This window comes from Methylobacterium sp. WL9, assembly GCF_008040035.1.
GTDB lineage: Bacteria > Pseudomonadota > Alphaproteobacteria > Rhizobiales > Beijerinckiaceae > Methylobacterium > Methylobacterium thuringiense.
In genome coordinates, this window is record NZ_VRVE01000081.1 from 1 (window position 1) to 18,897 (window position 18,897).

21 protein-coding genes and 1 pseudogene are annotated in these 18,897 nt (G+C 68.9%); 11 read left to right on the forward strand and 11 right to left on the reverse strand.

Going from position 1 to position 18,897, the window contains the following annotated elements:
• Positions 1-161, forward strand: a pseudogene (locus FV217_RS23500) (sugar transporter); the annotation flags it as partial.
• A gap of 226 nt (positions 162-387) precedes the next feature.
• Entirely contained in the window at positions 388-1,533 is a 1,146-nt protein-coding gene (locus tag FV217_RS18290; RefSeq protein ID WP_147818605.1) for a branched-chain amino acid ABC transporter substrate-binding protein, read from the forward strand.
• 6 nt (positions 1,534-1,539) lie between these two features.
• Here the strand turns inward: FV217_RS18290 and FV217_RS18295 are convergent, their stop codons facing one another.
• Entirely contained in the window at positions 1,540-2,115 is a 576-nt protein-coding gene (locus FV217_RS18295; protein WP_147818606.1) for a protein-tyrosine-phosphatase, read from the reverse strand.
• A gap of 106 nt (positions 2,116-2,221) precedes the next feature.
• On the opposite strand from FV217_RS18295, the gene dctP reads away from it, so the two are divergent.
• The 7 genes from dctP (at position 2,222) to FV217_RS18330 (ending at position 9,219) form a co-directional block, all read left to right on the forward strand.
• Positions 2,222-3,319 (forward strand): TRAP transporter substrate-binding protein DctP, encoded by a 1,098-nt coding sequence (gene dctP, locus FV217_RS18300; RefSeq protein ID WP_147818607.1) that lies wholly within the window; start codon positions 2,222-2,224, stop codon positions 3,317-3,319.
• 424 nt (positions 3,320-3,743) lie between these two features.
• Positions 3,744-5,132 carry a deoxyribodipyrimidine photo-lyase gene (locus FV217_RS18305; protein ID WP_147818608.1) on the forward strand — a complete coding sequence of 463 codons (1,389 nt, stop codon included), beginning with the start codon at positions 3,744-3,746 and terminating at the stop codon, positions 5,130-5,132.
• A 77-nt stretch (positions 5,133-5,209) separates the two neighbouring features.
• Positions 5,210-6,586, forward strand: a complete 1,377-nt coding sequence (locus FV217_RS18310; protein ID WP_147818609.1) for a chloride channel protein — start codon at positions 5,210-5,212, stop codon at positions 6,584-6,586.
• 40 nt (positions 6,587-6,626) lie between these two features.
• On the forward strand, positions 6,627-6,806 hold the full coding sequence (locus FV217_RS18315) for a DUF1328 domain-containing protein (RefSeq protein WP_147818610.1): 180 nt from the start codon (positions 6,627-6,629) through the stop codon (positions 6,804-6,806).
• Positions 6,807-6,820: 14 nt separating this feature from the next.
• Positions 6,821-7,669, forward strand: coding sequence for an SDR family oxidoreductase (locus tag FV217_RS18320; protein ID WP_147818611.1), 849 nt, complete (start codon positions 6,821-6,823; stop codon positions 7,667-7,669).
• Between the two features lie 181 nt (positions 7,670-7,850).
• A complete protein-coding gene (gene gntA, locus FV217_RS18325) occupies positions 7,851-8,552 on the forward strand; it encodes a guanitoxin biosynthesis heme-dependent pre-guanitoxin N-hydroxylase GntA (RefSeq protein ID WP_147818612.1) in 702 nt (233 codons plus the stop codon).
• On the forward strand, positions 8,542-9,219 hold the full coding sequence (locus tag FV217_RS18330) for an urea carboxylase-associated family protein (protein WP_238232500.1): 678 nt from the start codon (positions 8,542-8,544) through the stop codon (positions 9,217-9,219). Before gntA ends, FV217_RS18330 begins: the two co-directional genes overlap by 11 nt.
• On the opposite strand, the gene thiL is transcribed toward FV217_RS18330, so the two are convergent.
• The 4 genes from thiL to FV217_RS18350 all read right to left on the reverse strand — a co-directional run bounded on the left by thiL (position 9,210) and on the right by FV217_RS18350 (position 12,055).
• Positions 9,210-10,199: a thiamine-phosphate kinase gene (gene thiL / locus FV217_RS18335; RefSeq protein ID WP_147818613.1), complete on the reverse strand. Its 990-nt coding sequence runs from the start codon at positions 10,197-10,199 to the stop codon at positions 9,210-9,212. The two genes, FV217_RS18330 and thiL, sit on opposite strands and share 10 nt — an antisense overlap.
• 7 nt (positions 10,200-10,206) lie before the next feature.
• The gene (gene nusB / locus FV217_RS18340; RefSeq protein WP_147818614.1) at positions 10,207-10,698 is read right to left on the reverse strand and encodes a transcription antitermination factor NusB; all 492 of its coding nucleotides are present in this window, start codon (positions 10,696-10,698) and stop codon (positions 10,207-10,209) included.
• Positions 10,695-11,186, reverse strand: a complete 492-nt coding sequence (gene ribH / locus FV217_RS18345) for a 6,7-dimethyl-8-ribityllumazine synthase (protein ID WP_147818615.1) — start codon at positions 11,184-11,186, stop codon at positions 10,695-10,697. The genes nusB and ribH overlap by 4 nt, the downstream gene beginning before the upstream one ends.
• Positions 11,187-11,338: 152 nt before the next feature.
• The gene (locus tag FV217_RS18350; RefSeq protein ID WP_147818616.1) at positions 11,339-12,055 is read right to left on the reverse strand and encodes a glutathione S-transferase family protein; all 717 of its coding nucleotides are present in this window, start codon (positions 12,053-12,055) and stop codon (positions 11,339-11,341) included.
• Positions 12,056-12,219: 164 nt separating this feature from the next.
• Between FV217_RS18350 and FV217_RS18355 the strand changes: the two genes are divergently transcribed.
• Positions 12,220-12,585, forward strand: a complete 366-nt coding sequence (locus FV217_RS18355; protein ID WP_147818617.1) for a YciI family protein — start codon at positions 12,220-12,222, stop codon at positions 12,583-12,585.
• On the opposite strand, the gene FV217_RS18360 is transcribed toward FV217_RS18355, so the two are convergent.
• The 6 genes from FV217_RS18360 to FV217_RS18385 form a co-directional block, all read right to left on the reverse strand.
• A complete protein-coding gene (locus FV217_RS18360) occupies positions 12,555-13,208 on the reverse strand; it encodes a riboflavin synthase (RefSeq protein WP_147818618.1) in 654 nt (217 codons plus the stop codon). The two genes, FV217_RS18355 and FV217_RS18360, sit on opposite strands and share 31 nt — an antisense overlap.
• 6 nt (positions 13,209-13,214) lie before the next feature.
• Positions 13,215-14,330 (reverse strand): bifunctional diaminohydroxyphosphoribosylaminopyrimidine deaminase/5-amino-6-(5-phosphoribosylamino)uracil reductase RibD, encoded by a 1,116-nt coding sequence (gene ribD, locus FV217_RS18365; RefSeq protein ID WP_348641974.1) that lies wholly within the window; start codon positions 14,328-14,330, stop codon positions 13,215-13,217.
• Entirely contained in the window at positions 14,327-14,854 is a 528-nt protein-coding gene (gene nrdR / locus FV217_RS18370; protein WP_147818620.1) for a transcriptional regulator NrdR, read from the reverse strand. The genes ribD and nrdR overlap by 4 nt, the downstream gene beginning before the upstream one ends.
• 99 nt (positions 14,855-14,953) lie before the next feature.
• Positions 14,954-16,258 carry a serine hydroxymethyltransferase gene (gene glyA, locus FV217_RS18375; RefSeq protein WP_147818621.1) on the reverse strand — a complete coding sequence of 435 codons (1,305 nt, stop codon included), beginning with the start codon at positions 16,256-16,258 and terminating at the stop codon, positions 14,954-14,956.
• A 192-nt stretch (positions 16,259-16,450) separates the two neighbouring features.
• Positions 16,451-16,906, reverse strand: coding sequence for a DMT family transporter (locus FV217_RS18380; RefSeq protein WP_147818622.1), 456 nt, complete (start codon positions 16,904-16,906; stop codon positions 16,451-16,453).
• Positions 16,907-17,039: 133 nt separating this feature from the next.
• The gene (locus FV217_RS18385; protein ID WP_147818623.1) at positions 17,040-18,362 is read right to left on the reverse strand and encodes a L,D-transpeptidase family protein; all 1,323 of its coding nucleotides are present in this window, start codon (positions 18,360-18,362) and stop codon (positions 17,040-17,042) included.
• A gap of 235 nt (positions 18,363-18,597) precedes the next feature.
• Between FV217_RS18385 and FV217_RS18390 the strand changes: the two genes are divergently transcribed.
• On the forward strand, positions 18,598-18,792 hold the full coding sequence (locus FV217_RS18390) for a hypothetical protein (protein WP_147818624.1): 195 nt from the start codon (positions 18,598-18,600) through the stop codon (positions 18,790-18,792).
• The last annotated feature ends 105 nt before the right edge of the window (positions 18,793-18,897 follow it).

Sequence of the window (18,897 nt, forward strand, 5' to 3'; positions counted from 1 at the left end):
CCAACGGCCTGTTCCTGGCCCAGGCCTTCCGCATGCGCAGCCGCGACGTGCTCTACGTCTCGAACGCGCCGTTCTCGGAAGTCCAGAAGGTGCTCAGCGTGTTCTCCACCGTCGCATCGCCCGTCACCTCCGCCGCGTCCGTCTACAGCGTCTCGCGGTGATTGCAGGGCCTCGACGGTCGCCGCGGGCGGCCGTCCTCGCGAAAATCGGTTCGCAGCGGCAGGCTTCGTAACATTCGCGTCTTGCCAAAAGCTCCGCTCGCATCGTTCCATGGCGGCCGGCGCCGCCCACGCGCGGGCAGCGCCTTCACGCCCTCCCGCTCGACCTTGACATGGCCTTCCGCCGGCTCGGTTTGGCTGACAGAACAAGAGCGTTAGAAGGGGCGGGATGACGATCGGACGCCTTCTCTCGCTCGGCGCGCGCCTCGCCGGATCGCTGCCGCGGATACTGTTGGGATCCGCCCTCCTCGCAATCACAGCCTGTCCGGCTCGCGCCGACGTGGTGGTGGGTGTCGCGGTGCCGCGCTCCGGCCCCTATGTCGCCATCGGCGAACAGGTCCTGCGCGGCGTCCAGGCGGCGGCCAAGGACACCAACGCCAAGGGGGGCCTCGACGGCGAGCCGATCGTCCTCGACGTGCAGGACGACGCCTGCGACTCGAACCAAGCGACGGCGGTGGCCAACCACTACGTCCAGGCGAACGTGCGCCTCGTCGTCGGCCATGTCTGCTCGAACGCCTCGCTGACCGCCTCCGACATCTACGCCGCCAACGGCATCGTGATGATCACCGCGGCCTCCGTCGCAGCGAAGCTCACTGATCGCGGGCTGCCGACGATCTTTCGCGTGTGCGGGCGCGACGACGATCAGGCCAAGCTCTCGGCGGCCGTACTCGCGGAGCGGTTTCGCGACCGAAAGATCGCGATCCTCTACGACCCCTCGCCGCCGTCGCGGGCGCTCGCCGCCTCGACCAAGGACAACCTCAACCGGATCGGCGTGAACGAGGCCCTGTTCGCGGCCTTCCAGCCGTCCGACACCGACGACGCGGCGCTGGCCGACCGCCTCAAGGGCCTGGGCATCGACGTGGTCTATTACGGCGGCGGCGCACCGGAGATGGGCCGGCTCGTGAAGATCGCCGCCGACCGCGGCTTCCGCCCGCAATGGTTCGGCACCTCGTCGATCGCGACGCCGGAATTCGCCAAGATTGCCGGCTCTGCCAGCAACGGCGTGCTGATGACGTTCTACCTCGACCCGAGCCGCAAGACGGACGCGCAGGCCGTGGTGAGCGCGGTGAAGGCGCAGGGCGGCGATCCCGACGGCTCGCTGATCTACGGCTACGCGGCCCTCCAGGCGCTGGTCGAGGCGGGCAACTTCGCCCGAAGCACCGATCCGCGCGCCATCGCCAAGGCGCTGCATACCGAGCGCTTCGATCTCGTCCTCGGTCCCGTCGGCTTCGACGCCAAGGGCGACGTCACCGCCCAGGGCTACGTGCTCTACGTCTGGCGGGACGGAAACTTCAATTACGCCAAGACGAACTGAGCCGGTTCAGCCGGTGATCGCGGCTTCGACCTCTTCCGAGCGGTTGAGGCTGCGCATCAATGCGTCGAGGCTCGGGTTCTTTGCGAGTTGAATCCCGTGCAGACGGCGCACGGCCTCGACCAGGGTGCCGTCACGGCCGAGCGCGTCGTCCGCGAAGCCGATCATCCGTGCGTTCGGCCAGGCCCCGTCCCGCAGAGCGTGGAGGCGTGCGATCAGCTCGGTTGCCGGGGTCTCCGGCTCGGCCTGAGCGAACAAGCTCGCCAGCGCCGCGGTCGAGCGCGAGAGGCCGAGATGGCAATGGACGAGGACATGGGCCTCTTCGGCCTCGTCCTCGTCCATTGCCCGTCCGAAGGCGAGGATCGCCTCGACGTCGTGACGCTCCGGCAGAACGAGGCCGGGTCCCGGTGCGATGGCGTCGTGGAAGCGCAGGGTGGTCCGCCGATGCGCGCTATAGCCGCCGAAATCCGGATCGGGCCAGCCGGGATCGAGGATCGAGAGCACGTGGCTGACGCCTTTGGCGCCGTGCGCGGGCAGTTCCTCGAGGCCGCAGACGGTGTGCAGGGTGACGCGAGAGTGTTTCACGCGGCCGCTGCTAGCACGGGAGCGATCGATGGGCGAACCCGGCGCGACTTCGCGCCTCGGAGCGTGTATGCCGCGCCGAGCGGATACCGGAGACGAGCGACCAACGATGCCGAACACGCTGCCGCGACGGGCCCTCCTCTCCGCGGGCCTCGCGACCGCCGCCGCGCCTCTGGCGGCGCCTGCCCTCGCCGAGGCCGTGCCCGAGCTGACATGGCGGCTCGCATCGGGCTTTCCCAAGAACCTCGACATCCTGTTCGGTGCGACCGAAAGCTTCGCCCGGATCGTCGGGGAGGCGACCGACGGTCGTTTCAAGATCCAGCCCTCGGCGGTCGGCGAGATCGTGCCGGCCGAGGGCCTGCTCGATGCGGTCGGATCGGGCAAGGTCGAGATCGGGCATGCGTCGGCCTCGGCAGCCGTGGCGAAGGATCCCGTCTTCGCGCTGGCGACGGCGACGCCCTTCGGCCTCAATGCCCGCGGTCAGAGCGCTTGGTGGCTCCAGGGTGGCGCGGCCGAACTGTTCGCCGAGATCTTCGCCAAGCACGGGCTGACGGCACTCCCCGGCGGCAATACTGGCGCGCAGATGGGCGGCTGGTTTCGCAAGGAGATTAAGACGACGGCCGATCTGCAGAACCTGAAGTTCCGCGTCGCCGGCCTCGGCGGTCAAGTGCTGGCGAAGCTCGGCGTCTCGCCCCAGGCGATCGCGGGACCCGACCTCTACGGCGCCCTCGAATCGAAGGCGCTCGACGCCGCCGAGTGGATCGGCCCGCACGACGACGAGAAACTCGGCCTGCAGAAGGTCGCACCAATCTACCATTTCCCGGGTTTCTGGGAGGGTGGCGCGGCGGTGCTGTTCTGGTTCAATGCCGAGAAATGGAAGGCCCTGCCGAAGACCTACAAGGCCGTTCTACAGGCTGCCGCGGCTCAGGTCGCCGCCGAGGTCCAGGCGAAATACGATGCGCGCAACCCGCAGGCGCTGCGCCGTCTGGTCGCCGGCGGCGCCCAGCTGCGCCCATTCCCGCAGGACGTGATCGAGGCGGCGCTGAAGGCGGCAAACGACCTCTATGGTGAACTGTCTGCCAAGAATGCCGACTTCAAACGCATCTACGACGCGATGAAGGCCTTCCGGAACGAAGAATATCTCTGGTTCCAGGTCGCCGAGTACACCTACGACAACTTCATGATCCGCGCCCGCGCGCGAGGCTGAACAGCAACCCGGCCTCGACGCAAAAAAAAGCCGCTCGTGAGAGCGGCCCGTAGTCTAGGGAGGAAACGCCCAAGGAGGGCAGCGGGAGCGAAACGCCATCGATCCCGCGACGCACAATCTGATCCTTCGGCGACGAAATGCAAGGCCGTCCCATCCCAGGGTGCGGCGTTTGGCGTGTTGCCGCGCACATTGATGCGGCGATGTAACCAAAATGTCGCAGGATGTCGCGCGACCGTCCGGTCAATTGTCGTCGACCCGACGGAAATATAGCCACGCTTAAGCGTTTGTGAATGCTGATGTTCCGCTCCCCTTCGGCCAGGCGTCACTGGCAGACCGCGGGTGCGGAGCACTTCGGAGCCGACGAGTTCATGGATCTCCCTGCCCGAAGCAAAACCTTGAACCGGAATGGAGATTTTTGATCGGCATGGCGATTCAAGCGGAGCGTCTCAGGGTCCTCGCCGACGTCGAGCCCCGGGAAAAGGGGGCCTACGTCCTCTACCTGCTGCAGCAGGCGAATCGCGCCGATTTCAACCCGGCCCTCGAATTCGCGATCGAGGAGGCGAACCGCCTCGGCTGCCCCGTGGTCGCCTGCTTCGGCTTGCTCGACGGCAAGAGCGGCTTTCCGGAAGCCAACGCCCGCCACTACGCCTTTCTGCTGCAGGGGCTGGCCGATTGCCGTGAGCGCCTGTCCGCACGCGGTATCGGCTTCGTCATGCGCAAGGCTTCGCCTGCTGCGGTCGCCATCGATATGGCGAAGGACGCCAAGCTGCTGGTGCTGGACCGCGGCTATCTGGCGATCCAGAAGCGCTGGTACGGGGAGATCACCAAGGCTGTCGAGACGCGGATCGTGCAGGTCGAGGGCGACGTGGTCGTGCCCGTCGAGACTGCTTCGGGCAAGCACGAATACGCCGCGCGTACCTTGCGGCCAAAGCTACACAAGCTCTGGGACGACTATCTGGAGCCGCTGCAGGCCCGCACGGTGAAGCACAAGGCCGACGGCTTGGCGCTGAAGAGTGAGATCGACGTCTCGAACCCCGAAAAGGTGCTGGCCGGCATGAGCCTCGACACCTCGGTGGCGCCGGTGAAGCGGTTCAAGGGCGGCCATGGGGAAGCGAAGCGGCGTCTGAAGGCCTATCTCGCCGGCCCGTTCGCGGGCTACGGCGCCGACCGCAACAAGCCTGAGGCGGACGCCGCCTCGCATATGAGCCCCTACCTGCATTTCGGGCAGATCTCGCCGGTCGAGATCGCGCTAGCCGTGCGAGAGGCGAAGGCGGGCAGCAAGGAGGATCGGCAGACCTACCTGGAAGAGCTGATCGTCCGGCGCGAGCTCGCGATGAACCACGTCTTCTACACGAAGGGCTACGACCGCTACGAAACCGCGCTGCCCGACTGGGCGAAGAAGACGCTCGCCGAACAGGCCGGGGACGCGCGGCCTCACCAGTACAGCGAAGCGCAACTCGCGGAGGGCAAGACCCACGAACCCTACTGGAACGCGGCGATGCGCGAGATGCGCGAGACCGGCTACATGCACAACCAACTGCGCATGTACTGGGGCAAGAAGATCCTCGAATGGTCTCCTTCGCCCGAGGAGGCTTTCGCGCGCACGCTCAGGCTCAACAACCGCTACTTCCTCGACGGGCGCGACGCGAACTCCTTCACCAATGTCGCCTGGGTGTTCGGCCTGCACGACCGGCCCTGGCAGCGGCGCAAGATCTTCGGAACCGTGCGCTACCAGAGCGAGAACTCGCTGAAGAAATTCGACGCCAAGGCCTATCTGAAGACGGTGGAGAGGCTCTGCGCTGCCGAGGATTGAGGCCGCCCGGAACTGGCTTATGCCGGCCAGGGCAGGAATGGTGATCCGCCCTCCCCGCTCTCCCGACGCCCGAGACCATGCAGCTACGCCCCCGGCAGATCCGACGCACGCTGCTGCGCCTGCGCGGCGCCTCGCTCGACAGCTGGGAGGTCTGGCGGCGCCGGCTGCTGTTCCTCGTCGGCGGCCTGTGCGTGGGCCTCGCTGCCGTGGTGATGGCGAAGCTCGCCGACGGGGCGCAGGCGCTGTTCAAGCAGGGGCTCGCGCTCTCGCCCTGGTTCACCCTGGCCGCCACGCCCGCGGCCTTCGGGCTCGCGGCCCATCTCGCCCGCACCGTGTTTCCGAATTCGCAGGGCTCGGGGATTCCGCAGGTCATCGCCGCCCGCGCCATCGGCGACGCGAAGGCCCGGCATGCCCTGGTCTCGCTCAAGGTGGCCGCCGGCAAGATCGTGGTGATGACGCTGGGACTGCTCGGGGGCGCCTCCGTCGGACGCGAGGGGCCGACCGTGCAGGTCGGAGCAGCGATCATGGCCGCGTTCGGCCGGTTCTCGCCCGCCCGCATGCCCGGGCTGCTGCTCGCCGGCGGTTCGGCCGGGGTCGCTGCCGCCTTCAACACGCCGCTCGCCGGCATCGTCTTCGGCATCGAGGAACTCGGCCGCGCCTATGACAGCCGGGCGAGCGGGCTGATCGTCGCCGCGGTGATCGCCGCCGGCCTGACCTCCCTCGCGATCCTCGGCGACTATACCTATTTCGGCACGACTTCTGCCACCCTGCCCTTCTCGGCGAGCTGGCTCGCGGTGCCGGTCATCGGCGCGGTCGGCGGCCTCATGGGCGGCCTGTTCAGCCGCATCGTCATCCTGTTCGGGACGGGACTGCCCGGTCGCGCCGGTGGCTGGATCGCGGCCCACCCCGTCTGGTTCGCCCTTGCCTGCGGGCTCTGCGTCGCGCTCTGCGGGCTCCTCTCCGGCGGCACGGTCTACGGCACCGGCTACGAGGAGGCGCGGGCGATCCTGCACGGCGAGGACGCCGTGGACCGGAGCTTCGCCCCGCTGAAGTTCGCGGCCACCGTCTTCTCCTCGATCAGCGCGATTCCCGGCGGTCTGTTCGCGCCGTCGCTTGCCGTCGGGGCGGGATTGGGTGCCGAGGCCGGGTTGCTCTTCGCCGACGCTCCGATCGGCGCGCTCGTCCTGATCGGCATGGTCGCCTACCTCACGGGCGTACTGCAGGCACCGATCACGTCCTTCGTCATCGTCACCGAGATGACCCAGGACCACGCCATGATGATCCCGCTGATGATCGCGGCGGTGATTGCCGATGCCATGTCCAAGCTTGTGTGCAAGGAGGGCATCTACCGCGCTCTCGCCGAAGCGCTCGTTGCCAAGGCCGAGCCGGCCTGCGAGGGTTTTTCCGCGGACGCCGCACCCACAGGGGAACGCGGCGACGCCCGGTCGGGTTGATGCCCGGTTTTCCCTCGACACGTATTCTGGAGTATCCCCGATGAAGCTGCTGCGGTGGGCCCTGATCGCCTTCGTGATCTCGATCATCGCCGGAGGCCTCGGCTTCACCGGCATCGCCTCGGGCGCCCGCTCGATCTCGAAGATCCTGTTCGGCATCTTCCTCGCCATCGCTATCGTGATCGTGCTGGTCGCCGTCCTCATCGGTAAGGCGGTCTTCTGAGCACCCCAGCTTCCATGCAGGGCAAGACCTGTCTCGTCACCGGTGCCTCCTCGGGCATCGGTGCGGAGACGGCGCTCGGACTGTCGCGTCTCGGCGCCCGGGTCGGCCTCGTCGGGCGCGATCGCGAACGCACGGAGGCCGCCGCCGCCGGCATCCGTGCGGAGACGGGCGGACAGGTCGACGTCTTCGTCGCCGACCTGTCGTCGCAGGCGGAAATCCGCCGCCTCGCGGCCGAGATGCTCGGGCTCTATCCCCGTCTCGACGTTCTGGTGAACAACGCCGGCGCGATTTTCGACAAACGCACGCTCACCGTCGACCGGCGCGAGCGTACCTGGGCGCTCGACCACCTCGCCTACGTGCAGCTGACCCTCGCGCTCCTCGGCCGGCTGAAAGCCAGCGCGCCGGCTCGCATCGTCAACCTGTCCTCCGCCGCGCATACCCGCGGCCGGATCGCCCTCGACGATCTCGACGCCGCCCGCTCCTTCGGCGGCATGAAGACCTACTCGCAGGCCAAGCTCGGCAACGTGCTCTTCACCTATGCCCTCGCCAGGCGGCTGGCGGGCAGCGGCGTCACCGTGAACGCGGTGCATCCCGGCGTGGTCTCGAGCGGCTTCGCCATGAACACCGGCGGCGCCCTCGGCTTCCTCTGGAGCCTGATCCGCCCGTTCCTGATCTCGACGGAGGACGGCGCCAGGACCTCGCTCCACGTCGCCACCGCGACGGAGCTCGACGGCGTGACGGGCCGCTATTTCGCCAGGAGCCGCGAGACGGCCTCCTCCGCACTCAGCCACGACCGCGACCTGCAGGAGCGGGTCTGGGCGGCAAGTCTCCAGCAACTCGGCCTCGCCGACGGCACGGCATAGTTCCGACCGGTTTGGGGCAAAGCCGTACGCACAAATCGGGCGCCTGTGGACAGTTCGATCGGCCCGTGGATAACCGCGAATGCCGCACCCTGGCGTCGGAACACCGCCGGTCGCGTCCTGTTGCTCGACTCCGCGGAGGCAGACGCCCTCCGACGGGAGTGTTTTGCAGCTACGGACCGCGATGCTTTTTCCCCGTGACGACCACGACCACGTGCGTGCCCAGGCGTTTCGCGACTTCATCGGCAGCCGGCCCTTCCCCTGCGTCGGGGCCAAATCCGCCGTCGCCAAGGGGCGCATGAAGATCGTCGTCGCCCGCGACATCACCTCGGGTTGGGACGACATGCGGATCTATCCGGCGCTGCTGGCCTTCATCGCCCGCTACCGGCGCGATCCGGCGATCTTCCAGAGCTTCGCCGTCGTGTTCGAGGGGCCGGGCGACCTCTCCGAGGAGCAGTTCGAGAACCATCTCTGGACCCGCGCGCAATCCCTGTCGGACAAGGATTCCTGGCTCGGCCAGCCCCTCGACGGCCGGGTGAACGACGATCCCGAGAACCCGCACTTTTCGCTGAGCTTCGGCGGCGAGGGCTTCTTCATCGTCGGCCTGCATCCGCGGGCGAGCCGGCCGGCGCGCCGGTTCTCGTCGCCGGTGCTCGTCTTCAACCTGCATGCGCAGTTCGAGCAGCTGCGTGTGGAGGGCCGCTACGAGACCCTGCGCAGCTCGATCCTGAAGCGCGACGAGGCGCTGGCCGGCTCGACCAACCCGATGCTCGCCCGCCACGGCGACTCGTCGGAGGCACGGCAGTATAGCGGCCGTGCCGTCGACGCGTCCTGGCAATGCCCGTTCCAGGGTCGCGCCAAGGAGGCCGCACTCGATGGCCGCTGAATGCTGCAACCACGAGATTCCGCCGCGCTCCGGCACGGCCTTCACCCTCGATAGAGGCGACCGCCTGACGGTGATCGACCCGCGCGGTGAGCAGGTGGCGGACCTCGTCGCTTATAACCGCCACGACACGGCCGAGGTGATCTCGTCGGGGCGGACTCTCGACTATGCGAGCCGGATTTACCTGACCACGGGGGATCCGCTCTATTCCAACCGCTCGACGATCCTGCTGCGCATCGTCGAGGATACGGTCGGCAGGCACGACTTTCTGCTAACGCCTTGCTCCGCCGACACGTTTCGCATCATCTACGGCGACGCCGACCCACATCGCGGCTGCTTCGGCAACCTCGCTGCGGCGCTGGAGCCCTATGGGATCGGGCCGGATGCGATCCCGGTGGCGTTCAATTGCTTCATGAACGTGCCGATCGATGCGGCGACCGGAGCGATCACCGTCGCGCCGCCCCTGAGCCGAGCCGGGGACCGCATCGTGTTCGAGGCCGAGACCGACCTGATCATCGGGCTGACCGCCTGCTCGGCGCTGCAGTCGAACAACGGCAGCTTCAAGCCCATCCACTACGCGATCGAGCGGGCCGTCGTTTCCTCTAGAGCGGGCATTCCGGGTTCCGCTGCGCGGCCCCAGAAAGACGGTGGAGTGGTTCGTCAGAAGTGACTGAACGACGCCCTTGCAAATGCCCGTTCGGCGCCGTTCTCATCCAGAAAAATAGGCGGCCCCTCCCCGGCTTCGATCGATCCGATATCCGTCATTGCCACGCCGGCAGCCTGAGAACCCGCGAGGAAATCGTCGCGCGCATCGGGCGGAACGGCACAGAGGATCTCGTAGTCGTCGCCGCCGGTCAGCGCAGTTTCGAGCAGGGTCGGGTCGGAGGCTATCACGCGGCGCGCCGCATCCGAGAGTGGCACGTCGGCCAGGATCACCCGTGCGGTCACGCCCGTCAGCATCTTGGCGAGATCCCCAGCCAGCCCATCCGAGACATCCATCGCCACGCGGACATGCCGACGTAAGACCGGGGCCAGCATCAGGCGTGGTTTCGGATGTCGGTAGCGTTCAATCAGGGCAGCACGGTCCGCCGCGTCGACCGGTCCCGTCCAGCCGCGCCGGTTCGCGGGATGCAACCGCAGGCCGAGGGCTGCATCGCCGATCGTGCCGGACACGCAGATCCGGTCGCCGGGGCGGGCGCCCTGCCGCTTCACCATCGTGCCGGCGGGAACCTCGCCGAAGGCCGTGATCGCGATCATCGCAGCGCCGTTGGTGCGCACGGTGTCGCCGCCGAGCAGCGGGCATCCGAAGTCTCGGCTCGCCGCGCCAAGCCCTTCCGCGAAGCCGGCAAGCCAGGTCTCGGTCCAGTCCTCGGGGAGCGCCAGCGTCAGCAGGAATCCGCGCGGCGTCGCGCCCTTGGCGGCGAGATCCGACAGGTTCACGCCGAGCGCCTTGCGGGCGATCGAGGTCGGCGGGTCGTCGGGGAAGTAATGCACGCCCGCGACGATGGCGTCCGCCGTGACGACGAGGTCGTGGCCCGGCGTCGACGTGAGAGACGCCGCATCGTCGCGAAGCTCCTCGGCCCCTGGGCCTGCGAGCGGCGCGAAGTAACGCGCGATCAGCGCCTCTTCGCCGGCCCGCGCATTACTCACCTGCGGCTCACCCCTGGCGGCCGGCGGCCGGCAGCGCCAGTTCCTCGGCGCGCACGTCGCGGGCGACGCGGTCGAGGACGCCGTTGACGAGGCCGGGCTCGTCGCCGTCGTAAAAGCTGTGGGCGACGTCGACATATTCGGAGATGGCCGAGCGGGCCGGCACGTCGCGGCGAAACAGCAGCTCGTAGGCGCCGGCGCGCAGGATGGCGCGCAAAACCGCCTCGATGCGCTTCAACGGCCAGCCCTTCACCAGCGCCTTGTCGAGCACAGGATCGATCGCCCGCTGCTCGTCGACGGTGCCGCGCAGCAGGTCGCGAAAGAAGACGGCGTCGGCGGGGGGGTGCTGGATGCCCTCGACCTCGCTGCCGATCCAGAAGGCCTCGAACTCGGCCAGCGCCTCAAGCGTACCCTTGCCCGAGATCTCCATCTCGTAGAGCGCCTGGACCACGGCGAGGCGGGCGCCGCTGCGCTCGGATTTCGTCTGGGGCGATTTGCTCATCGGGCGCGCTCCGCGTCGCGCTTCAGCGCGAGGATCGTGAGCGCGGCGCGGGCCGCGCCGCCGCCCTTGTCCATGTCGTCGGCCCGGGCGCGGGCCATGGCCTGATCGTGGTTCTCGACGGTGAGGATGCCGTTGCCCAGCGGCAGCCGTTCCCGGACCGAGAGGTCCATCAGGCCGCGCGCGCTCTCGTTGGCGACGGTGTCGTAGTGGCTGGTCTCGCCACGGATGACGCAGCCGAGCGCCACGACGGCGTCGAAGGGCTGGCCGGCCGCCCGCGCCCCGTCGAGCAGGATGGCGATCGCCGCGGGCAGCTCCAGCGCCCCCGGCACCGTGACGAAGGACGCCGCCGCCCCGGCCGCGCTCAGCGCGCGGCGCGCCCCGTCGAGAAGGGCGTCGGCGACGTCGTCGTAGAAGCGCGCCTCGATGACGAGGACGCGCGCGCCGGCGGCATCGATCGGCGCGGCCGCATCCCGGCTGTGTGAGACCATGGAGTCCAAAAATCCGAAGAGGAGAAGCGGCGCATCCTCGCAACGCCCTCGCCGGCTTCGTGGTGGCGCGGCGTCGGGGCGTGGGCGAGCGTTAGCCCGGAACGGGCCGGAGCGGCAAGGCGGGGGGAGCGAGGCAGGCCAGCGTCCGGTTTTCAGGCCGACGGCGCCCCAAACTCCGGACAGTATCGTTCGCGCATTCGCGCCTCGTAGGCCACGAGGTTGGGCTGAGCTTCCATCGCCGTGCGCAGCGGGGTCTCGAATACCGGGCAGAGGGTGGCGGCGACGAAGGCGTAGGCCGTGGCGTCGGCGCCGGAGGGGGTAGGGCCGAGGAGGTACGGCTTGTCGCCGAGGATGTCGCCGAGCGCCGCGATCGAGCGGAGGCCCAGTGCCTCGATCGTGGGCCGGTCGTGCCGGCCGAGGCCGTGGGCGTGCAGGTTGCTGCGGACCTTGCGGCGGATCAGCGCCTGGATGAGCGGCCGGACCGGGGCCGGCACCGCCTTGAAGAAGTTCGCCGGGCCGCGCGCGAAGTTCGCGTTGTCGACCCAGCGGGCATGGACGATCGCCCAGTAGAGGTGGTCCTCCAGCATCTTTTCCACCGTCCAGCCGGTGGCGGTCTTGGCCGGTGCGTAGCCGGCGTCGAAGGCGATGCCGTGGGCTTTTTCGAGGTGCCAGCGGATCAGGGTCGAATCGGCGACCACGGTTGCGCCGTCGCGCAGATATGGCAGCTTGCCCTTGGGGGCCTGGCGAAAACCGCCGCTGTCGGTGGTGAAGGGCAGGCCCGACATGGCGAGCAGCACCTGCGCCTTCATCACGAAGGGGCTCGGATCGGGCAGGCCGAATTGCGGGCCGAAGGTGTAGAGCGTGATCATCGGCCTGTCCGTCCCGGTCGGGGCGGAGCCTCGGCCGGGCCGGCGCGGGTGGTCAAGCCCGGGGCCGGGGGCCGGGAAAATTTTCGAGCGCGTGTCGGCCCGTCTCCCGCTCCTGCGTCTTCAGGTCGAGGCCGGCACGGCCTCTACACCGGGGAGACACGGCGATGCGCGTGATGGTTCTGGTCAAGGCGACGGCGGAGAGCGAGGCCGGCGACATGCCCGCCGCGGAGATGCTCGCGGCGATGGGGAGGTTCAACAACGAACTCGCGGCCGCCGGCATCCTGCTGGCGGCCGACGGCCTCAAGCCGAGCGCGGCGGGCAAGCGCGTCGCCTTCGACGGCTCCGGCCGCAGCGTGAGCGACGGCCCCTTCGCCGCGACGAACGAGCTCGTCGCCGGGTTCTGGCTCTGGCAGGTCAAGGATCTCGACGAGGCCGTGGCCTGGGTGAAGCGCTGCCCCAACCCGATGCCCGGCCCAAGCGAGATCGAGATCCGGCCGCTCTACGAGATGTCCGACTTCGCGGATGTCTGAGGCCGCGCCTCGGTCAGCCGCGCGGCATAGCGGGCGATCAGGTCGACCTCGAGGTTGACACGGTCGCCGGTGCGGCGCTCGCCCCAGGTCGTGACCGCGAGCGAGTGCGGGATCAGCAGCACCGAGAACAGGTCGCCGTCCACCGTGTTGACGGTGAGCGAGGTGCCATCGAGGCAGACCGAGCCTTTTTCGGCGATGAAGCGGGCGATCTCCGACGGGGCGCGCAGGGTGAAGCGGGTGCTCGCGCCCCAGGGGCTGTCGGCCTCGGTCACCTCTTCGCGCGAGACGATCTCGCTGACGCCGTCGACATGGCCGGTGACGAGGTGGCCGCCGAGTTCGTCGCCGATCTTCAGCGAGCGCTCCAGGTTGATCCGGGTGCCCTCCCCCCAGGTGCCAAGCGTGGTGCGGGCCAGCGTTTCGGCTGCGGCGTCGATGGAGAAGCGGCAGCCGGTGCCATGCGGCGCGATCTCCACCGCCGTCAGGCAGGGGCCGGAACAGGCGATCGAGGCGCCCAGCGCGATGGTCGCCGGGTCGTAGGCGCTCTCGATGACGACACGCCGCAGCCGATCGTCGCCGGTAATTGATACGACATGGCCGACGTCGCTGATCAGGCCGGTGAACATTTCTTCTCAGGTTCTCCGCTCGTAGGTGACGGCGTGGTCGGGGCCGAGCATCCGCGCCGCGCTTTCGCACAGGTGGCCATCGCGGATCGCCGTTTCGAGATGCGGGCCGATCGCCGGCAGGCCGCCAGCGGGGCCCAGCGCCTCGGGACCGGTGAACAGGGTCAGCACGTCGATGAGGCCGGCGGCGGCCAGCGCGTCGGCGAGATGCGGGCCGCCCTCGCTGCACAGACGGGTGATGCCGCGCTCGGCCAACGCCGCGAGGGCTGCGTGCAGGTCGACCCGGCCGGCGGGATCGGAGGGGACCAACAGGACCTCGACGCCGAAGGAGGCCAGCATCCGTTTGGCATGGACCGGCGCGGAGCGCGTGGTGAGCACCAGGGTCGGCACTTCCCTTGCGCCGCGCACCAGCCGCGAGGCCGGGTTGAGCCGCAGGGACGAGTCGAGCACGACCCGCAGCGGCGAGCGCGCGTCGAGGCCCGGCAGCCGCACGGTCAGCGCCGGATCGTCGGCCCGCACCGTGCCGATCCCGACGAGGATGGCGTCGGCATGAGCGCGCCAGAGATGCACCGCGCCGTCCGCGATCGGGCCGGTGATGCGCAGGCGCTCGTCGCGGGCATGCGCGGCGAAGCCGTCGCGGGTGCGGGCGAGCTTGAGGTGGAGGCTCGGGCGGCCGCGCGTCACCCGGCTGATATGGCCGCGATGGTCGCGCGCGGCCTCGTCCCGCAGCAGGCCGGTCTCGACAGCGATGCCGGCCTCCCGCAGGAGGGCATGGCCGCGCCCGGCGACCCGCGGGTCGGGATCCTCGATCGCCGAGACGACGCGGCCGATCCCGGCCGCGACGATCGCGTCGGTGCAGGGAGGCGTGCGGCCGTGATGCGAGCAGGGTTCGAGCCCGACATAGAGCGTCGCGCCCCGAGCAAGCTCCCCGGCCATGGCCAGGGCCGTCGGCTCGCCATGCGGACGCCCGCCGGGCGCCGTCACCGCCTGCCCGACGATTTCTCCATTGGCCACGACCACGGCGCCGACCGACGGGTTCGGCCAGGTCCGGCCCTGGTTGCGCCGCCCCAGCGCCAGGGCCAGCCGCATGAAGCGGAGATCATCCGCGGATTCCGAAAAACTCACGCGCGCGACCGGGCCGTGCGGCTGCGCGGGCGGGGGGCGTCCGGTTCGGGCGCATCGCCGAAGGGCAGCGTGCCGACGTCCCCCAGGGTGCCGAGCAGGTCCTTGAAGTCCTGCGCCTCGCGAAAGTTCTTGTAGACGGAGGCGAAGCGCACATAGGCGACGTCGTCGAGGCCCTTCAGCCCCTCCATCACCGCCTCGCCGATGGCCTCGCTGGTCACCTCGCCCTCGCCGCCGCTCTCGAGCCGCCGGGTGATGCCGGAGACGAGCCGCTCCACGCGCTCGGGGTCGGCCGAGCGCTTGCGGAGCGCCACGTCGATCGAGCGCTGCAGCTTGTCGCGGTCGAAGGGTACGCGCTTGCCGGAGCGCTTGAGCACTGTGAGCTCGCGCAGCTGCACCCGCTCGAAGGTGGTGAAGCGGCCGCCGCAATCCGGGCAGACGCGCCGGCGGCGGATGGCGGAAGCGTCCTCGCTCGGGCGCGAGTCCTTCACCTGGGTATCGGGGCCGCCGCAATAGGGACACCGCATCGGCCGGCAACCTCAGTGTCGAAAACGAAAACGGCCGCGGACGAACGATCCGCGGCCGCTTCTAGCGTGGTGACGGAGGCGCCGAAAGGGCGCCCGCGGCTACTGGTAGATCGGGAAGCGCGCGGTCAGGGCGTGGACCTTCTCCTTGACCGCGGCCTCGATCGCCGGATCGCCGCCCTCGCCCTTCTCGACGAGACCGTCGAGCACTTCGACGATGAAGCCGCCGATCTGCTTGAACTCGGCGACGCCGAAGCCGCGCGAGGTCGAGGCCGGGGTGCCGAGGCGGATGCCCGAGGTGATGGTGGGCTTGGCCGGATCGAACGGCACGCCATTCTTGTTGCAGGTGATGTCGGCCCGCGAGAGCGCGGCCTCGGCGGCCTTGCCGGTGAGGCCCTTCTTCTGCAGGTCGACCAGCATCAGGTGGTTGTCGGTGCCGCCCGAGGTGATGTCGTAGCCGCCGGTCATCAGGGTGTCGGCGAGCGCCTTGGCGTTCTCGATGACCTGCTTCGCGTAGATCTTGAACTCGGGCTTGAGCGCCTCGCCGAAGGCGACGGCCTTGGCCGCGATCACGTGCATGAGCGGGCCGCCCTGCAGGCCGGGGAAGATCGCCGAGTTGAACTTCTTGGCCAGCGCCTCGTCGTTGGTGAGGATCATGCCGCCGCGGGGGCCGCGGAGCGTCTTGTGGGTCGTCGTGGTGGCGACGTGCGCGTGCGGGAACGGCGACGGGTGGACGCCGGCCGCGACGAGACCCGCGAAGTGGGCCATGTCGACGAAGAAGATGGCGCCGACCGCGTCGGCGATCTCACGGAACTTCGCGAAGTCCCAGTGGCGCGGATAGCCCGAGCCGCCGGCGATGATCACCTTGGGCTTGTGCTCGTGGGCGAGCTTCTCGACCTGCTCCATGTCTATGCGCTGGTCCTCGCGGCGCACGCTGTAGGAGACCGGCTTGAACCACTTGCCCGAGACGTTCGGCGGAGCGCCGTGGGTGAGATGGCCGCCGGCGGCGAGGTCGAGGCCGAGGAAGGTGTCGCCCGGTTGCATGAGGGCCATGAACACGCCCTGATTCGCCTGGGAGCCGGAATTCGGCTGCACGTTGGCGAAGCCGCAACCGAACAGGCGCTTGGCGCGCTCGATGGCCAGCGTCTCGGCGACGTCGACGAACTGGCAGCCGCCGTAATAGCGGCGACCCGGATAGCCCTCGGCGTACTTGTTGGTGAGCACCGAACCCTGAGCGTCCAGCACCGCGCGGGAGACGATGTTCTCCGAGGCGATCAGCTCGATCTCGTGCTGCTGGCGTCCGAGCTCCTGTTCGAGCGCCTTGGCGAGCTCCGGATCGGTCTCGGTGACGCGGGCGGAGAAGAACTGGCTGGTGGAATCGTTGGCGGCAGCGGTACCGGCACTCATGGATGGCCTCATTCTTGGTTGTCGGGCGTAACGCACCCATCGTCCCGTGGGCGTTCACGGGGGGCGTTTCTCAGATTGCAGTTAGTACACGCGGCCACGAGGGCCGCCAACCGCAGGGGTTTTTGCCGCAAGGCTCAAAAAAATTAGCCGCGGACCGCCTTTTGCGCGTGGCGACGTGCCGCCGCAGCGTCGTCAGAACGCAGAGACCAACCCCACGCCGACGATCATCAGCGCAGCGCCCAGCAGCCGCCCTGCTCCGACCTCCCGCACCGGCACGCCGAGAAGCCCGAACTGGTCGAAGACCAATGCGCACAGGATCTGGCCGACGATGAACAGCCCGACCACGGTCGCCGCGCCGAGGCGGGGCACCAAGAGGATCGTGCCGACGATGTAGAGGACGCCGAGCAGGCCGCCGGTCCAGGCGTACCAGGGTGCGCGGGAGGCCGCGTCCAGCGACGGAACCGGCTCGCGCATCGCGGCGAGCAGGGCGGCCAGGGCGACGGCGCCGACCACGAAGTTGGTCAGCCCGGCCCAGAACGGCGAGCCGAGCGCGCCGCGAAGGCCGGCATTGACCGTCTGCTGCAGGACGAAGGCGACGCCGCCGAGCAGCGCGGCGAGATAGAGGCCGATCGAGAGGAAGGGCGCCAAGATCCGTTGCTTTCCAAAGATCCGTTGCTTTCTCGCGGGCCGGACAGAGAAAGACCCGCGCCTCCTAGACGAAAGCGCGGGTCTTTCAAAGCCTCTGCCGCCGGGGTCGAGCCACCCCGGCAAACCACCAGAACTAGTTCTCTTCGTCGCCGCCTTCGAACTGCTCGAAGCGCTGCGGGGTGGTGGCGGCGGCGCTCGCCACCGGGGTCGGGGCCTCGATGGTCGAGGGCACGTTGACGCCGTCGCGCTTGTAGATGTCGTCGCGGAACTGCACCGTGCCGTCCGGCGTCGACCAGGCGGTGATGTAGGTCCAGTAGACCGGCACGGGCGTGGTCAGCGTCGCGTCGATGCGCTGGCCGCTCTCCACGGCCTGCTCGACATGGGCACGGTCCCAGCCGGGCGTGTCCTTGAGAAGCCAAGTGATGTACTCGCGCACGTTCTGCAGGCGCACGCAGCCTGACGAGATGAAGCGGAAGTCGTCGCCGAACACGCCGCGCGAGTTCGTGTCGTGCATGAACACGCCGTAGGGGTTCGGGATGTTGATCCGCACCACGCCCATCGAGTTGAAGTCGGCGCCCGAATCCTGGCGGTAGCGGTAGCGCGTGCCCTCGTCCGAGTTCCAGTTCACCGAACGCGGCGAGACTTCGGTCTCACCGGTGAAGATGCGGATCTTGTTGTCGGTGAGGTAGTTCGGATCCTTCTGCATCTTGGGGATGAGGTCCTTCTTCACGATGGAAGCCGGAACCGTCCAGAAGGGGTTGAAATTGATCTGCGTCGCCTTGGTGTTCATGATCGGCGACTGACGGTCGATCTTGCCGACGCCGGCGGCGTGCAGGGTCACGACCTGACCGTTCTCGACCGTCTGGACGAGGGCGGCCGGGATGTTGGTGATGACGAAGCGGTTGCCCAGGTTGCCCGAATAGGAGCGCAGGCGGATCAGGTTGGTCTCGAGTTGGCGCAGGCGGATGTCGGCCGACACGTTCATGGCCGCTTGCGTGGCCGGGCTCATCTGGCCGGTCTGGCTGAGGCCGTGGCGGGCCTGGAAGCGCTTCACGCCGGCCGCGACGTAGGAATCGTAGACGCCGCCGCCGCCGGCCTGGGCGTCGAGGTCGCCGGTGACGATCAGGCGCTGGCGCAGCGCCCCGACCGCGGGGCCGCGCGAGCCGACGCGTAGGGACGCTGCGCCGGAGACCGGCTGCCAGCCGCCGCGGGAGACGATGGCGCGATACTTCTCGATGATCTGCTCGGTCGCCTCGATGGTCAGGGGCGACAGGATCGGGGTCGAGGAGCGGCGCACCTGCATGGTCGCGGGCGAGGCGTAGTCCTGGGCCCATTCGGCCTGGGCGCCGTCGCCGGAATCGCGCGCGAGCGCGGGAAGCGCGAACACGGCGGAGCCGGCCAGCAGCGCGAGGCCGAGGCGGAAGGCGGGGCGGGTGGTGGAGGCCTGATTCAGCATCGATCCAATGCTCTGATCCGGAAGGGGGCGGAGAATACGGATCCGGCCTGATCCGATACGCGCCGGAATGCGTCTACCGCTTGTGATGTCGGTCTCACGTTAAGAACACATGATCTCCGGGCTATAATATGGCGCGCCACAGCTTGACCGTGCGTGGCCGCACGCTCAGATGGATTTCGGGATGGGTTCGTGCGCGATCTGGCGGAACGGCCAGGGCCGGTCTAGAGAAACGGCGATGACCAGGGCGAGCATCGGTGACGGCGGAGGCGTGCGCGGCTGGCGCGTGCTGACGGCCGTCGTGGCGCTCTATGCCCTCGTGATGCAGGCCTTCCTCGGCGGGATCGTGGCTTCGGCCGCCGCCGCAGCGCCGTCCGCCCTGCCCTTCGACGTGCATTGCCTCGACAAGGCCGAGGCGGCCGGGCGGACATGACCTGAGCGATGGCAGCCCGCGCAAAGGCGAGGATGCGCAACCGTCTCAGATCCCGATTTCGCCACCGCTAACGGGGAGCCTAGCAGAAAACGGGTGGCACGGCCC

Bases quoted from the DNA above. Each gene is read 5' to 3' on its own strand.
- FV217_RS18290 (WP_147818605.1), top strand. From the start codon at position 388: ATGACGATCGGACGCCTTCTCTCGCTCGGCGCGCGCCTCGCCGGATCG.
- dctP (WP_147818607.1), top strand. From the start codon at position 2,222: ATGCCGAACACGCTGCCGCGACGGGCCCTCCTCTCCGCGGGCCTCGCG.
- FV217_RS18305 (WP_147818608.1), top strand. From the start codon at position 3,744: ATGGCGATTCAAGCGGAGCGTCTCAGGGTCCTCGCCGACGTCGAGCCC.
- FV217_RS18310 (WP_147818609.1), top strand. From the start codon at position 5,210: ATGCAGCTACGCCCCCGGCAGATCCGACGCACGCTGCTGCGCCTGCGC.
- FV217_RS18315 (WP_147818610.1), top strand. From the start codon at position 6,627: ATGAAGCTGCTGCGGTGGGCCCTGATCGCCTTCGTGATCTCGATCATC.
- FV217_RS18320 (WP_147818611.1), top strand. From the start codon at position 6,821: ATGCAGGGCAAGACCTGTCTCGTCACCGGTGCCTCCTCGGGCATCGGT.
- gntA (WP_147818612.1), top strand. From the start codon at position 7,851: ATGCTTTTTCCCCGTGACGACCACGACCACGTGCGTGCCCAGGCGTTT.
- FV217_RS18330 (WP_238232500.1), top strand. From the start codon at position 8,542: ATGGCCGCTGAATGCTGCAACCACGAGATTCCGCCGCGCTCCGGCACG.
- nusB (WP_147818614.1), bottom strand. From the start codon at position 10,698: ATGAGCAAATCGCCCCAGACGAAATCCGAGCGCAGCGGCGCCCGCCTC.
- ribH (WP_147818615.1), bottom strand. From the start codon at position 11,186: ATGGTCTCACACAGCCGGGATGCGGCCGCGCCGATCGATGCCGCCGGC.
- FV217_RS18350 (WP_147818616.1), bottom strand. From the start codon at position 12,055: ATGATCACGCTCTACACCTTCGGCCCGCAATTCGGCCTGCCCGATCCG.
- FV217_RS18355 (WP_147818617.1), top strand. From the start codon at position 12,220: ATGCGCGTGATGGTTCTGGTCAAGGCGACGGCGGAGAGCGAGGCCGGC.
- FV217_RS18360 (WP_147818618.1), bottom strand. From the start codon at position 13,208: ATGTTCACCGGCCTGATCAGCGACGTCGGCCATGTCGTATCAATTACC.
- nrdR (WP_147818620.1), bottom strand. From the start codon at position 14,854: ATGCGGTGTCCCTATTGCGGCGGCCCCGATACCCAGGTGAAGGACTCG.
- glyA (WP_147818621.1), bottom strand. From the start codon at position 16,258: ATGAGTGCCGGTACCGCTGCCGCCAACGATTCCACCAGCCAGTTCTTC.
- FV217_RS18385 (WP_147818623.1), bottom strand. From the start codon at position 18,362: ATGCTGAATCAGGCCTCCACCACCCGCCCCGCCTTCCGCCTCGGCCTC.
- FV217_RS18390 (WP_147818624.1), top strand. From the start codon at position 18,598: ATGACCAGGGCGAGCATCGGTGACGGCGGAGGCGTGCGCGGCTGGCGC.